The sequence below is a fragment of the Sulfuricaulis limicola genome, assembly GCF_002355735.1.
Lineage (GTDB): Bacteria > Pseudomonadota > Gammaproteobacteria > Acidiferrobacterales > Sulfurifustaceae > Sulfuricaulis > Sulfuricaulis limicola.
On sequence record NZ_AP014879.1, the window covers coordinates 38,731 to 51,276 of the forward strand.

The 12,546-nt window shown below is 63.0% G+C and carries 10 protein-coding genes and 1 tRNA gene; 8 read left to right on the forward strand and 3 right to left on the reverse strand.

Annotated features, from left to right (window positions below; all coding sequences use genetic code 11):
• Positions 1-17: 17 nt before the first annotated feature.
• The 5 genes from mpl to lpdA all read left to right on the forward strand — a co-directional run bounded on the left by mpl (position 18) and on the right by lpdA (position 7,867).
• Positions 18-1,385 carry a UDP-N-acetylmuramate:L-alanyl-gamma-D-glutamyl-meso-diaminopimelate ligase gene (gene mpl / locus SCL_RS00195; RefSeq protein ID WP_096359050.1) on the forward strand — a complete coding sequence of 456 codons (1,368 nt, stop codon included), beginning with the start codon at positions 18-20 and terminating at the stop codon, positions 1,383-1,385.
• A 52-nt stretch (positions 1,386-1,437) separates the two neighbouring features.
• Positions 1,438-2,079 carry a thiol:disulfide interchange protein DsbA/DsbL gene (locus SCL_RS00200; protein WP_096359051.1) on the forward strand — a complete coding sequence of 214 codons (642 nt, stop codon included), beginning with the start codon at positions 1,438-1,440 and terminating at the stop codon, positions 2,077-2,079.
• Between the two features lie 160 nt (positions 2,080-2,239).
• On the forward strand, positions 2,240-5,110 hold the full coding sequence (locus SCL_RS00205; protein ID WP_096359052.1) for a 2-oxoglutarate dehydrogenase E1 component: 2,871 nt from the start codon (positions 2,240-2,242) through the stop codon (positions 5,108-5,110).
• Between the two features lie 85 nt (positions 5,111-5,195).
• Positions 5,196-6,431 carry a 2-oxoglutarate dehydrogenase complex dihydrolipoyllysine-residue succinyltransferase gene (odhB, locus tag SCL_RS00210; RefSeq protein WP_096359053.1) on the forward strand — a complete coding sequence of 412 codons (1,236 nt, stop codon included), beginning with the start codon at positions 5,196-5,198 and terminating at the stop codon, positions 6,429-6,431.
• A gap of 2 nt (positions 6,432-6,433) precedes the next feature.
• Positions 6,434-7,867, forward strand: a complete 1,434-nt coding sequence (gene lpdA / locus SCL_RS00215; protein ID WP_096359054.1) for a dihydrolipoyl dehydrogenase — start codon at positions 6,434-6,436, stop codon at positions 7,865-7,867.
• A gap of 205 nt (positions 7,868-8,072) precedes the next feature.
• Here lpdA and SCL_RS00220 read toward each other — a convergent pair.
• Positions 8,073-8,149: transfer RNA gene (locus tag SCL_RS00220), tRNA-Arg, on the reverse strand.
• A 513-nt stretch (positions 8,150-8,662) separates the two neighbouring features.
• Here SCL_RS00220 and SCL_RS00225 point away from each other — a divergent pair.
• On the forward strand, positions 8,663-9,175 hold the full coding sequence (locus SCL_RS00225; RefSeq protein ID WP_096359055.1) for a c-type cytochrome: 513 nt from the start codon (positions 8,663-8,665) through the stop codon (positions 9,173-9,175).
• Between the two features lie 68 nt (positions 9,176-9,243).
• On the opposite strand, the gene SCL_RS00230 is transcribed toward SCL_RS00225, so the two are convergent.
• Together SCL_RS00230 and SCL_RS00235 are read right to left on the reverse strand one after the other, a co-directional pair.
• On the reverse strand, positions 9,244-10,758 hold the full coding sequence (locus SCL_RS00230; protein WP_096359056.1) for a YifB family Mg chelatase-like AAA ATPase: 1,515 nt from the start codon (positions 10,756-10,758) through the stop codon (positions 9,244-9,246).
• Between the two features lie 142 nt (positions 10,759-10,900).
• Positions 10,901-11,140: an accessory factor UbiK family protein gene (locus SCL_RS00235; RefSeq protein WP_096359057.1), complete on the reverse strand. Its 240-nt coding sequence runs from the start codon at positions 11,138-11,140 to the stop codon at positions 10,901-10,903.
• Positions 11,141-11,398: 258 nt separating this feature from the next.
• On the opposite strand from SCL_RS00235, the gene SCL_RS00240 reads away from it, so the two are divergent.
• Together SCL_RS00240 and glnK are read left to right on the forward strand one after the other, a co-directional pair.
• Positions 11,399-12,136, forward strand: a complete 738-nt coding sequence (locus SCL_RS00240; RefSeq protein WP_096359058.1) for a TorF family putative porin — start codon at positions 11,399-11,401, stop codon at positions 12,134-12,136.
• Positions 12,137-12,202: 66 nt separating this feature from the next.
• Positions 12,203-12,541, forward strand: a complete 339-nt coding sequence (gene glnK, locus SCL_RS00245; RefSeq protein WP_096359059.1) for a P-II family nitrogen regulator — start codon at positions 12,203-12,205, stop codon at positions 12,539-12,541.
• The last annotated feature ends 5 nt before the right edge of the window (positions 12,542-12,546 follow it).

Here is a 12,546-nt window from a genome sequence, read left to right on the forward strand (position 1 = left end):
AGGACTCCATTAATACAATGCGAATTCATATTCTCGGTATTGGCGGGACCTTCATGGGCGGCGTGGCGCTGCTGGCGCGCGATCTCGGCCATGAGGTGACCGGTTCGGACGCCAAGGTGTATCCGCCCATGAGCACGCAGCTCGAGGCGCAGGGCATCCGGCTGATGGAAGGCTACGACGCGGCCCATCTCGACGCGGCCCGCCCCGATCTGGTGATCGTCGGCAACGCGCTGTCGCGCGGGAACAGCCAGGTGGAGGCGGTGCTCGACCGCGGCCTGCGCTACACCTCCGGCGCGCAATGGATCGCGGAAAATATTTTACACGGCCGCTGGGTGCTCGCGGTCGCGGGCACGCATGGCAAGACCACCACCTCCGGCATGCTGGCCTGGATCCTGGAGCACGCCGGGCTCAAGCCCGGCTTTCTGATCGGCGGCGTGCCGGAGAACTTCGGCGTTTCGGCGCGCCTGGGCGAGGCGCCCTTTTTCGTCATCGAGGCCGACGAATACGACACCGCGTTTTTCGACAAGCGCTCGAAGTTCGTGCATTACCGCCCGCGCACCGCCATTCTGAACAACCTGGAGTTCGATCACGCGGACATCTTTCACGACCTTGCCGCCGTCTCCCTCCAATTCCATCATTTCGTCCGCACCGTGCCGGGATCGGGCCTGCTGGTGGTGAACGCCCGGGACGAAAACCTGTCCGACATGCTGGAGCAGGGCTGCTGGACCCCGGTGGAGCCATTCGGATCGGATGACGGATGGCAGGCCATCCCGCGCAATCCCGAGGCCAGCCGCTTTCAGGTTTTATTCAAGAAGCAGGAACAGGGGGAGGTGGCGTGGGAGCTGCTCGGCGGACACAACATGGCCAATGCGCTGGCGGCGATCGCGGCCGCGCGTCACGCCGGAGTGCCGGTCACGACCGCCGTGGCGGCGCTGGCGAAGTTCCGCAACGTCAAGCGCCGGCTCGAGGTGCGCGGCACGGTGCGCGGCATCACGGTGTACGACGACTTCGCGCACCACCCCACCGCGATCGCGGCCACGCTCGAGGCCCTGCGTGCCCGGGTCGGCGACGCGCGCATCCTGGCGGCGCTGGAACTGCGTTCCAATACCATGCGCATGGGAGTGCACCGCGACACGCTGGCCGGTTCGCTGGTGCATGCCGACAAGGTGTGGATACTCAAGCCCGCCGACCTCAACTGGAATCTGGAGCGGGTGACGCATGCCCTGGATGGTCGCGGTCAGGCCTGTCCGACGGTGGAGGAGATCATCGGGTCGCTGTCCCGCGAGGCGCATCCGGGCGATCATATATTGGTCATGAGCAACGGCGGTTTCGGCAATATCCACGTCCGGCTGCTCGAGCATTTGCAGAAGGCGGCGGTTGCATAGCCAGGCCGGTTTTTTTACCCTCAATTAATAAATATCTTTCGGAGAACCATAAATGAAACGATTTATAGGCAGCTGCTTGATGACGCTGTTTCTGCTTCCAGGCCTGGCGCATGCCGGTTTCGAGGAAGGAAGGCACTACATGGTGCTGCCGTTTCCGGCACAGGTCGAGACCGGCGACAAGGTCGAGGTGCGCGAATTTTTCTGGTACGGCTGTCCGCATTGCTACGTACTGGAACCGGCACTGGTGAGCTGGAAGAAGAAAATGCCCGCCAACGCGCAGTTCGTGCGCACGCCCGGCACCGCCCCGCGCTGGATGATTCACGGCCAGGCCTATTACACCTTCGAGGCTCTGGGCGAACTGGAAAAGCTGCACGGTGCCTTTTTCAAGGCGGTGCAGGAGCAACCGGGAGCGTTCAATGACGAAAACACCATCGCCGGCTTCGCCGCGAATCACGGCGTGGATCGCAAAAAATTCGGCGAAGCCTTCAATTCCTTCGGCGTGCGCCTGAAACTGGAGAAGGCCAAGCAGCTCAACCAGGACCTGAACATCAACTCCGTACCTGCCATCGTGGTCGACGGCAGGTACCTGACCACCGCCGCCATGGCCGGCGGCGAGGCACCGATGCTGAAGCTGCTGGACGAACTGATCGGCAAGGCCGCCAAGGAACGCAGGAAAAAACCGTCGAAAAAGTGATGACTTTCCCGCTGCCGGGGACCGCCAGGATTCCCGGCAGGTGGCGGATTCAGGCCTGCTGCCGGCCCTGCCCCAAGGCGCGGTCGGGGCGGCCAAGCTGCTAAGCTAGTTGATAGTGGTGCACCGCCACCCCCCGGCATCCCGGCGATTTGACGCTGTCATGGACAGAAAGCAGACGCGCATCACCACCAAGGAGCAAAGTCTCGATGCCCGCTGGCGTTCCTCGACGCTGGCGGACGGCAATGCCGCGTACCTCGAGGACCTCTACGAGCAGTTTCTGCGCGACCCCGCCTCCCTGCCTCCCGCCTGGCGCGGTTATTTCGAAAGCCTGCCGCGCGTCGACGGCGTTGAGCGGGATGTCTCTCATTCCGAGATCCGCGAGGAATTCCGCCGGCTGGCGCACCAGTCGCCGGTTGCTGCCGTATCACGCGAAGACAGTCACGCGGCGCCGGTCGAGTCCGCGCACAAGCAGGTCAAGGTGCTGCAGCTCATCAACGCCTTCCGCTATCGCGCGCACCAGACGGCGCGGCTCGACCCGCTCGGTTTGCGGGAGACGCCGGCCATCCCGGAGCTCGATCTGCGTTACTACGGGCTCACCGACACCGATCTCGACGCGGTGTTCGAAACCGGATCGCTGGTAGGGCCGCGCCAGGCCACGCTGCGCGAGATTCTGGCGCAGTTGCGCGCCACCTACGGCGGCAGCATCGGCGCCGAATACATGCACATCACCGACACCGCGGAAAAGCGCTGGCTGCAGAGCAGCCTCGAGAGCGTGCGCGGCCTGCCGGCCTATCCGCCCGAAACCAGGCGCAATCTGCTCGAACGGCTGACCGCCGCCGAGGGCATCGAGCATTTCCTGCACACCAAGTACGTGGGGCAGAAGCGTTTTTCGCTGGAAGGCGGCGAAAGCCTGATTCCCGTGCTGGACGAGCTGATCCAGCGCGCCGGCGCCAACGGAACGAAAGAAGTGATCGTCGGCATGGCGCACCGCGGGCGGCTCAACGTGCTGGTCAACATCCTCGGCAAAAGCCCGGCCGAATTGTTCCGCGAGTTCGAGGGCAAGGCGCAGTCCAACGGCGGCACCGGCGACGTGAAATACCACCTGGGCTACTCTTCCGACATCGGCAGCGCGGCCGGCGCGGTGCACGTGGCGCTCGCCTTCAATCCCTCGCATCTCGAAATCGTCGGGCCCGTGGTACAGGGCTCGGTGCGCGCGCGCCAGGAGCGCCGCCGCGACAGCCGCGGCAACCGCGTGCTGCCGGTGGTGATCCACGGTGACGCCGCGTTCGCCGGCCAGGGTGTGGTGATGGAAACCTTCAACATGTCGCAGTCGCGCGGCTACGCCACCAAGGGCACGGTGCACATCGTCATCAACAACCAGATCGGCTTTACCACCAGCCTCCAGCAGGACGCGCGCTCCACGCTCTACTGCACCGATATCGCCAAGGCCGTGGGCGCGCCGATCTTCCACGTCAACGGCGACGATCCCGAGGCAGTGTTGTTCGTCACCCAGATCGCGCTCGACTACCGCATGACCTTCCACAAGGACGTGGTCATCGATCTCTATTGTTACCGCCGCCACGGCCACTCCGAGGCCGACGAACCGACGGTGACGCAGCCGCTCATGTATCAGCGCATCCGCGAGTTGCCAACCACGCGTGCGCTTTACGCCCGGCGCCTGGCACAGGCCGGACTCGTCAGCGACGACGCGGCCGCCGGCATGTTGCGGGATTATCAGCAGCGGCTCGAATCCGGCGCCAATGTCGCGCCGCATCTGCTGGCCCGGGAAAAATCGGAGTATGCCTACGGCGCGGACTGGAACCCCTACGCGAGCAGCGCCTGCGATCCCGCGACCGACACGCGCGTGAGTCTCGAGACGGTGCGCGCACTGACCGAGCGCATGCTGCACGTTCCCGAAGGTCTGGAGCTGCATCCGCAGGTCGTCAAGATCTACGACGCGCGGCGCAAGATGGCGGCTGGTGCCCTGCCGCTCGACTGGGGCTTTGCCGAAAACCTCGCCTATGCCAGTCTGCTGCAGGACGGTTTCGGGGTGCGGTTGTCGGGCCAGGACTCGGGCCGCGGCACGTTCTTTCACCGCCACGCGGTCGTGACCAACCAGAAGGACGGCTCGGCCTACGTGCCGCTGCGCAATCTTTACGACGGACAGCCGAATTTTCTGGTCATCAATTCACTGCTTTCCGAGGAGGCGGTGCTGGCCTTCGAGTATGGCTATGCCACCGCCGATCCCAAAACCCTCACCATCTGGGAGGCGCAGTTCGGCGACTTCGCCAACAACGCGCAGGTGGTGATCGACCAGTTCATCAGTTCGGGCGAGCAGAAATGGAAACGCCTGTGCGGGCTGGTGCTGATGCTGCCGCACGGATACGAGGGCCAGGGACCGGAGCACTCCTCGGGTCGGCTCGAGCGTTATTTGCAGCTGTGCGCGCAGCAAAACATGTTCGTGTGCGTGCCGACCTCGCCGGCACAGTTGTTCCACCTGTTGCGGCGCCAGATGCGCTGGTTGTGCCGCAAGCCGCTGGTGGTGATGACGCCCAAGAGCCTGCTGCGTCACCGCGCCTCGGTGAGCAGCCTGGAGGACCTGACCCAGGGTCGTTTCCGTCCGGTGCTGTACGAAACCGAGGCACTGGAGGGCGGCAACGTAAAAGAGGTCGTCCTGTGCAGCGGCAAGGTCTATTATGATTTGACCGAGCGGCGCACGGCCCTGCAGCGCCGCGATGTCGCGATCCTGCGCATCGAGCAGCTTTATCCGTTTCCGGAGGAAGAATTGAAGCAGGCCTTTCAGCGCTATCCCGCCGCGCGCCGTTTCATCTGGTGCCAGGAGGAGCCGCGCAACCAGGGCGTCTGGTACCAGACCCAGCACCGCCTGTGGCGCACGATGCCGCAAGGCGCGACGCTGGTCTATGCCGGCCGCCCGACCTCGGCCGCGCCGGCCGTGGGCAGTTATCAGCTTCACATCGCCCAGCTTCACGCGCTGCTGGACGAGGCGCTGGGGCCGCTGGCGAAAGAATAAATTCCTGATTTCTGATTGCAAAATTTGAAATCCGGGATCGGAAATCAGGACTCAGGAGTTGGAAATCAGAAATTTTCGAAATGACATGACCGATATCACCGTCCCGACATTTCCGGAATCCGTGACCGAAGGCACGATCCTCGCCTGGCGCAAGCAACCGGGCGAGCCGGTGCGGCGCGACGAGACGCTGGCCGAGATCGAAACCGACAAGATTGTTTTCGAGGTCCCGGCGCCCGCCGATGGCGTGCTGGCCGAGATCAAGGCGCCAGTCGGCGCGACCGTGAAGTCAGGCGAAGTATTGGGCCGGGTGGAGAAGCGCGCCATGGATGGCGCGTCTGCGGACCTAAGGACGGACAAGACCGCTTCTGCCGCGATGCCTGCGTCCAAACCGGCGGCGGAGCCCGCGCCCAAGGCGGCCGTCATGCCCGCCGCACAGCGGCTGATGCAGGAATACGGACTCGATGAGCGCAAGGTGCCGGGCAGCGGCAAGGGCGGGCGCATTCTCAAGGAAGACGTGCAGAAACAGATCGATGCTACGGAAGCGGCGGCGGTGACGCCTGCACCCAAACCCAAAACGAAGCCGGCGCCTTCCGCGCCCGCGCCATCCCTGCCGGCCGGCGACCGTCCCGAGAAGCGCGTGCCCATGACACGGCTGCGCAAGCGCATCGCCGAGCGCCTGGTCGAGGCGCAGCACACGGCGGCGATCCTGACGACCTTCAACGAAGTCAACATGCAGCCGGTGATGGAGCTGCGCACGCGTCACCGCGAACGCTTCGAGAAAGAGCACGGCGTGCGCCTCGGCTTCATGTCGTTCTTCGTGAAGGCCACGGTCGAGGCGCTGCGGCATTTCCCCGAGGTCAACGCCTCGATCGACGGCGACGAGGTCGTGTATCACGGTTTCTACGATATCGGCATCGCGGTCAGTTCGCCGCGCGGACTGGTGGTGCCGGTGCTGCGTGAGCCCGACCGCCTGACCATGGCCGAGATCGAAACGCGTATCCGCGATTTCGGCGAGCGCGCGCAGAACGCGCAGCTCACGCTCGAGGAGATCACCGGCGGGACCTTCACCATCACCAACGGCGGCGTGTTCGGCTCGCTCATGTCCACGCCGATCCTGAATCCGCCGCAAAGCGCGATCCTGGGCATGCACAAGATCCAGGACCGCCCGATGGCGGAAAACGGCCAGGTCGTGATCCGGCCGATGATGTACCTGGCGCTGTCCTACGACCACCGCCTGGTGGACGGACGCGAGGCGGTGCAGTTCCTGGTGATGGTCAAGGAACTGCTGGAAGACCCGGCGCGCCTGTTGCTCGAAGTGTGACCATGACCGACCGTTACGATCTGGTCGTCATCGGCGCCGGTCCGGCGGGCTACACCGCGGCCATCCGCGCGGCCCAGCTCGGCCTCAAGGTGGCCTGCGTGGACGACTGGCGCGGCCCGGCCGGCGAGCCCGCGCTCGGCGGCACCTGCCTCAACGCCGGCTGCATCCCGTCCAAGGCGCTGCTCGAAACCTCCGAGCTTTTTGTGCAGGCGCGCGACCACGGCCCGGCGTACGGGCTCAGGTTCAAGGAACTGTCCCTCGATCTCGCCGCCATGCAGGCGCACAAGAACAAGGTGGTGTCGGATCTCACGCGCGGCATCGCCACGCTGTTCAAGGCCCACGGCGTGACCTGGATTCCGGGCCGCGGGAAACTGCTGCCGAAGAATCTCGTGGAGGTCTCGGGAAAGTCTGCTCAGCAACTCGAAGCCGAACACGTGATCCTCGCCAGCGGCTCGACGCCGGTGAACCTCAAGAGCGCGCCCTTCGACGGGCAACGCATCGTGGATTCGCAGGCGGCGCTCGAATTCCAGGAAGTGCCGCGGCGTCTCGGGATCATCGGCGCCGGCGTGATCGGGCTCGAGCTCGGGAGCGTGTGGCGCCGCCTCGGCGCGGAGGTGGTGCTGCTCGAGGCGCAGGAGACTTTCCTGTCCATGGCCGACGAGCAGGTGGCGCGCGAGGCGCTCAAGCAGTTCACCGCGCAGCGGCTCGATATCCGCCTGGGTTCACGGGTGCTGGGCAGCAAGATTGAGAAAGACGGCGTCACGGTGCGCTACCAGGACAAGAGCGGCGAACACCAGGAAAGCGTGGACCGGCTGATTGTCGCCGTCGGACGGCGTCCCAACACCGACGGTCTCGTGAGCGACGGCACCCGGCTGCTGCTGGACGAGTGGGGTTTCGTGCATGTCGATGAGCACTGTCGCACCAATCTTCCCAACGTTCATGCCGTGGGTGACCTGGTGCGCGGACCGATGCTGGCGCACAAGGGCATGGAGGAAGGCGTGATGGTGGCCGAGCGCATCGCCGGGCGCGCCACCGCGGTGAATTATGACGTGGTGCCGTCGGTGATATATACCCAGCCCGAGATCGCCTGGGTCGGCAAGACCGAGCAGGCGCTGAAGGCCGCGGGCACGGCCTGTCGCGCCGGTGTGTTTCCCTTCGCCGCCAACGGGCGCGCCAAGGCCATGGGCGAGGCCGCCGGTTTCATCAAGATTCTCGCCGATGCCGGTACCGACCGCGTGCTTGGCGTGCACCTGGTTGGCCCGAACTGTTCCGAGCTGGTGGCGCCGGCGGCGCTTGCGATGTCCTTCGGCGCCTCGAACGAGGACATCATGCTCACCATGTTTGCCCACCCGACACTTTCGGAAGCCTTGCACGAGGCGTCGCTGGCCGTCGCCGGCCACGCGATTCATCTGGCGCAGCCGCGGCGTTCGAAATAAGGCCGACGCAGTTAGGTTCGAATACCCGGAACATCAGTCAAACAAAAAGCCCCAAAAGGGGCCTTTTGTTTGACTGGCGCGCCCTAGAGGGTGAGGCGGAGTAGTCACGGAAGTCCGGTGGACTTCCGTGCCGCCGAACGCCCGCACAGGGACGTGCGGGCCGGGGTTCAGCGAAACCACAACGCCACGCCAGGGATGGCATGTATGGCGCGCCCTAGAGGATTCGAACCTCTGACCTTCAGCGTCGGAGGCTGACGCTCTATCCAGCTGAGCTAAGGGCGCATGATCAACAATGGTAACACTTGAAATCCCGGCCTCTGAAATACTTCGTGCCAGCGGCTGACGTTCGTTGTCGCAACATGTGCATGCCGTCCCTGGCGCGACTCCTCAGCCAGTGTTTAACACCGGCCCGGCCTTCGCGCTGCGCTCCTGCTTCGCGCGAAGTCCAGCCCGGCCATCCCTGGCCGGGCGTTCGCCGCGTTCGCGGCTCACCCTTGGCCGGGCGCTCAGCGGCGCGGAAGTCCACTGGACTTCCGCGACTGCCCCGCTTCGCCCAGCTGAGCTAAGGGCGCATAAGCGGCAATAAATAAACTAATAGGGTTATGAATTGATCTGAGTCATTTTCACCGTGGAACGGGGACGCAAGAATACCTGTCATAGCAGGCAGCGTCCATCTGTCGCACCCCAAGGGGCTTTTTCAGGAGGAATATTAGGTTATACTGATCCGGCAAATTCAGGGCTCCACCATTCCGGTGGGGGAAAAACTTCAACATTGAAATTGTGTAAAGGTAAATCATGACTGATCGTGCATTTTGGAAATCTTTTTCGGGTCTGGTTCTCGCGCTGGTGGCGTTGACGATCGTTCTCTTCATCGTGGCGCAGATGGTCGGCGGCAAGCCGGCGAAGACGGTCGAGACCACGGCGGATGCCAAGGCCATCGCCGAGCGCATCAAGCCGGTGGGTGAAGTGACTGTCGGCGCGGCGCCGGCGGAAAGAGTCGCTTCCTCCAGTTCGGTGATGGACGCCATCATTCCCGCCGCGAACGCCGCGGGCGCAGACAAGGGCAAGGCCACGTACGATGCCTCTTGCATGGCCTGTCATGCGGCCGGTGTTGCCGGTGCGCCGAAGTTTGGCGACAAGGCTGCCTGGGCCCCGCGCATCGCCCAGGGCGCCGACACGCTCCACACCCATGCTCTCAAGGGTTTCCAGGGCAAGGCCGGCATGATGCCGCCCAAGGGTGGCAACATGAGCCTGAAGGACGAAGACGTGATGGCTGCCGTGGATTACATGGTCAACGCAGCGAAGTAATCTTCCGGTTGGTATTGAAAAAAAGCGGCCGCAAGGCCGCTTTTTTTTGGATTGGAAAAATTTGCGTTTCAGGAAAGCGCGTTGCCGCGATCGAGACAGCGATACTGCACCGCCTCGGCCACATGCGCCGGACGAATCATATCCTCCACCGCCAGATCGGCGATGGTGCGCGCCACCTTCAGCACCCGGTGATAGGCGCGCGCCGACAGCCCCAGCCGGTCGATCGCCTGTTCCAATAACCGTCTTCCTTCTTCTTCCAGCCGGCAGCTTTCTTCAATCTGTTTGTTATTGAGTGCCGCATTGAGACAGGCATGACGTTGATGCTGCCGTTCACGGGCCCTTTCCGCCCTTGACCGCACTTCGGAGGAATATTCTCCGTCGCGGGTTGTTTGCTCGAGCAACACTTCCTTGGGCACTCCCGGTACTTCAATGTGCATGTCAATGCGGTCGAGTAACGGGCCGGAGATTCTCGATCGATATTGGCTCACCTTGTCGGGGGTGCAGCGACAGCGCCCCGAAACGTCGCCGTAATAACCGCAGGGACAGGGATTCATCGCCGCCACCAGCTGGAACCGCGCGGGGAACTCCGCCTGGCGCGCGGCACGCGAAATCGTGATGGTCCCCGATTCCAGCGGTTCGCGCAGCACCTCGAGCACATGGCGATCGAATTCCGGCAGCTCGTCCAGAAACAACACGCCGTGATGCGCCAGCGATATTTCGCCCGGGCGCGGCTGGCTGCTGCCGCCGACCAGAGCCACGGCCGACGCGGTGTGATGCGGCGCGCGGAACGGCCGCTGTTTCCATTGCCTGAGGGAAAACGGTTTGTGCAGCGACTGGATGGCAGCGGCCTCCAGCGCTTCGTCATCGTTGAGGCGTGGCAGGATACCCGGCAGACGCGAGGCCAGCATGGTCTTGCCCGCGCCCGGCGGGCCGATCATGAGCAGGCTGTGGCCGCCGGCCGCGGCTATTTCCAGCGCCCGGCGGGCCCGGTGCTGGCCCCTGACATCACGCAAATCCGGAACATCGGAAGTCTCCGCTACCGGCATGACCACTTCATGCCGCGGCAGGAATTTTTCGCTGTTGAAATGGGCGGTGACTTCGAGCAGATGCCTGGCGGCGCGGACATCGGCCCCGCCCGCCAGCGCCGCTTCCGGGGCGTTGGCCTCGGGCAGGATCAACGCCCGGCCGTTGCCGCGGGTCTGCAACGCCACCGTGAGCGCACCCAGCACCGGCCGCAGCTCGCCCGTCAGCGCCAACTCGCCGATCAATTCATATTTGTCGAGATCCCGGTTCGACACCTGTCCCGAGGCGGCGAGGATGCCGAGGGCGATCGGAAGATCGAAGCGCCCGCCTTCCTTGGGCAGGTCGGCCGGCGCCAGGTTGACGGTGATGCGACGCGCCGGAAACTCGAAGCGAGCGTTCTGCAACGCCGCGCGCACGCGGTCCTTGCTCTCCTTTACCGCCGTCTCCGGCAGACCGACGATGGACAGGCTCGGCAGGCCATTGGCCAGGTGCACCTCTACCGTGACCGGCGGTGCCTCCAGCCCGACCTGGGCGCGGCTGTGAACGACGGCGAGCGACATATTGCTCCCTGAATGAATGGACAGGACTGGATCAGAAAAAATTTCACAGGATTACAGGATTGAGCAGGATTAACAGGATTAAAGCAGAAACAAGACTACTGAAAAATATCCTGTGAATCCTGAAAAATCCTGCTAATCCTGTCTATTTCTTTTTTAGGTTTTCTTCCAGCTCGGCGATGCGTTTTTCCAGTTCATGCAGCCGCGCGCGGGTGCGGCTCAGCACCTGCTCCTGCACCTCGAGTTCCTCGCGGCTGACCAGTTGCATGCGGTCTAACACGCCCTGCATGGCCGCGCGCAGGTTTTTTTCGAAACCCTTCGGGCCTTCCGGCAGGGCGCGGGTCACCGCCGCGACAAACTGGTCGATGATTTTGCTGTCGATCATGGCGCGGAATTATAAAGCCGTCCGAGCCGGTTCCGATGCACGCAAATAGTGCATGGCGGAAAAATAGATTTCCATGTTGGTGCATAAACCCCCGTGCCCCTCTCTCAAAAATCAGGTAACCAACTGTTATCTATGCGGAAATTACTCTGGCACAGAAACTGCTTTTAAGCGCGAGTCCATTGCAGAAGTGTGACAGGAAATTCGCTGATTTTGATCATTAACCAACTTGTGCGCCGTTATGGCCAGGAGAGGAATTTTATGAAGAACTTGCAGAGAACAGCAATTGCCAGCAGCCTGCTGGTGTTGACCGCAACAGCCGTGGCGGAGGACAAGTCGCCGGTGACCGCCAACGTTGCCTTGACCACGAACTACGTCTGGCGCGGCGTATCGCAGACGGCGGAAGAGATGGCCATACAGGGTGGATTTGACTACGCCCACGCCAGCGGTTTTTACCTTGGCGCCTGGGGCTCGAACGTCAACTTCGGTAACGACGCCATAACGTCGTCTCTCGGTGACGGTGCATCGATGGAACTCGACATTTATGGCGGTTACAAGTTTACCGCCGCGGCCGTCAATTGGGATGTTGGCGTGCTCCGTTACATGTATCCCGGCGCAGACAGCTCGCTCAAGTATGATTTTACCGAGCTTTATGTTGGCGGCGGTTATGGTCCTTTCAGCCTCAAGTACAGTCGCGCCAGCGATTATCAGGGAAATCTGACCACCAAGAGCGGCTCTTATCTTGATGCCGCGCTCACCTTCGAGCTGCCGCAGGGATTTGGTCTCGGGCTGCATGTCGGCAAGTCCAGCGGTGAAGGCGTGCAGGACGCATTCGGCAAAAAGTATACCGACTACAAGGTCAACCTGAGCAAGACAGTCGCTGGCATCGGTCTCGGCCTTGCTTACACCGACACCAACATGAGTGGCGCGCAGGAAATCAAGAAAGGCGTCAGTGCCAACGACGGTCAGTGGATGCTGACGGTATCGAAGAGCATGTAAATACGTGACAAAGCCGGCCGGAATCCCGGCCGGCTTTGCTCCCAAGTCCAATCTGGAGACAGGCACATGAAATTAGTCACAGCCATCATCAAACCCTTCAAGCTCGACGACGTGCGCGATGCGCTCGCCGAAGTCGGGGTGCAGGGCGTCACCGTCACCGAGGTCAAGGGCTTCGGCCGGCAAAAGGGCCACACCGAGCTTTATCGCGGCGCGGAATATGTCGTGGATTTTCTGCCGAAGGTGAAGATCGAAGTCGCGATCGACTCCAAGCAGCTCGACCGGGTGATCGAGGCGATCACCAAGTCGGCGCGTACCGACAAGATCGGCGACGGCAAAATTTTCGTCTATGACCTCGAACAGGTCGTGCGCATCCGCACCGGTGAAACCGGCAAAGATGCGCTTTGATACAG

Bases quoted from the DNA above. Each gene is read 5' to 3' on its own strand.
- SCL_RS00230 (WP_096359056.1), bottom strand. From the start codon at position 10,758: ATGTCGCTCGCCGTCGTTCACAGCCGCGCCCAGGTCGGGCTGGAGGCA.
- glnK (WP_096359059.1), top strand. From the start codon at position 12,203: ATGAAATTAGTCACAGCCATCATCAAACCCTTCAAGCTCGACGACGTG.
- SCL_RS00205 (WP_096359052.1), top strand. From the start codon at position 2,240: ATGGACAGAAAGCAGACGCGCATCACCACCAAGGAGCAAAGTCTCGAT.
- SCL_RS00200 (WP_096359051.1), top strand. From the start codon at position 1,438: ATGAAACGATTTATAGGCAGCTGCTTGATGACGCTGTTTCTGCTTCCA.
- SCL_RS00235 (WP_096359057.1), bottom strand. From the start codon at position 11,140: ATGATCGACAGCAAAATCATCGACCAGTTTGTCGCGGCGGTGACCCGC.
- SCL_RS00240 (WP_096359058.1), top strand. From the start codon at position 11,399: ATGAAGAACTTGCAGAGAACAGCAATTGCCAGCAGCCTGCTGGTGTTG.
- SCL_RS00225 (WP_096359055.1), top strand. From the start codon at position 8,663: ATGACTGATCGTGCATTTTGGAAATCTTTTTCGGGTCTGGTTCTCGCG.
- odhB (WP_096359053.1), top strand. From the start codon at position 5,196: ATGACCGATATCACCGTCCCGACATTTCCGGAATCCGTGACCGAAGGC.
- lpdA (WP_096359054.1), top strand. From the start codon at position 6,434: ATGACCGACCGTTACGATCTGGTCGTCATCGGCGCCGGTCCGGCGGGC.
- mpl (WP_096359050.1), top strand. From the start codon at position 18: ATGCGAATTCATATTCTCGGTATTGGCGGGACCTTCATGGGCGGCGTG.